This window comes from Prevotella pallens ATCC 700821, assembly GCF_000220255.1.
In the GTDB taxonomy this organism is placed as follows: Bacteria; Bacteroidota; Bacteroidia; order Bacteroidales; family Bacteroidaceae; genus Prevotella; species Prevotella pallens.
This window is the reverse complement of the sequence record NZ_GL982513.1, coordinates 132366-133153: the sequence shown is the minus strand read 5'-3', so window position 1 is coordinate 133153 and position 788 is coordinate 132366. Positions and strand designations below refer to the sequence as shown.

Below are 788 nucleotides of genomic sequence, written 5' to 3'. Positions count from 1 at the left end.
CTCATATAAAAATGAAATTGCGCATAACGCACTGCCCTATTTGTGGGCATATTTAAAAAATCTGTACACATGAATAAAAAGATTTAAGAAAACAAATTCAAGAAGGAAGATGCCGTTAGTTTGTAGGAAATCATACTAAGCATATCATAGCTCTTCCTTATTTTCGCTTGCAAAGATACAAAACAGAGATACCCCTTGTCAAGTTTTTCACGAATTATTTTTATTTTGCTGTCACTCCTGTCACCCACTTACGACTTATAACACTTTATAAATCAATCAAATACCGCAAATGTTAAAAATGACAGCAAATAGTTTTCAAACTTAGTGTAGTAGATAAGAGATTTACTGTAAAGAGTAAATAACATTTTCACATTCACATCAAGCATTATATTGGCTGTATAATACAAACACGAGGGTGTGTCAAAATTGATACATCCTCTTTTTTACTCTCCCTTTACCTTGTCTACCACATAATTCGTTATTTACTGCAGCTATGCTGCTAATTTCATATAAAATGATTTATAGGGCTTTAAATAGCCTATATAAACTTGTATAGAGCATCTGAAGGAGCCTAAAAGTACCTCCATAATGTCTTTTAGTTCCTTGAGATTGGTTTTTCTACACATTTTCCCTATGTTAAAGGCTATAGCAAAGAAGGCAAAGTCCATCTTGACCTTGTCTTTTCCAAAATGCCTAAACCTCTTATAGACTTTATTATATTTTGTTTGTCCAAAAACAGCTTCAGGTTCTATGCACCTTCGTCCTCGATGCTTGATGCCTTCTTCCGT

Annotated in this window: 1 protein-coding gene; it reads right to left on the bottom strand. The window is 33.5% G+C overall.

Features of this window, described 5'->3' with window-relative positions:
* Positions 1-491: 491 nt before the first annotated feature.
* Positions 492-788: transposase (locus HMPREF9144_RS00540; RefSeq protein WP_006043814.1), on the bottom strand; the 297-nt coding region annotated here is incomplete at its 5' end.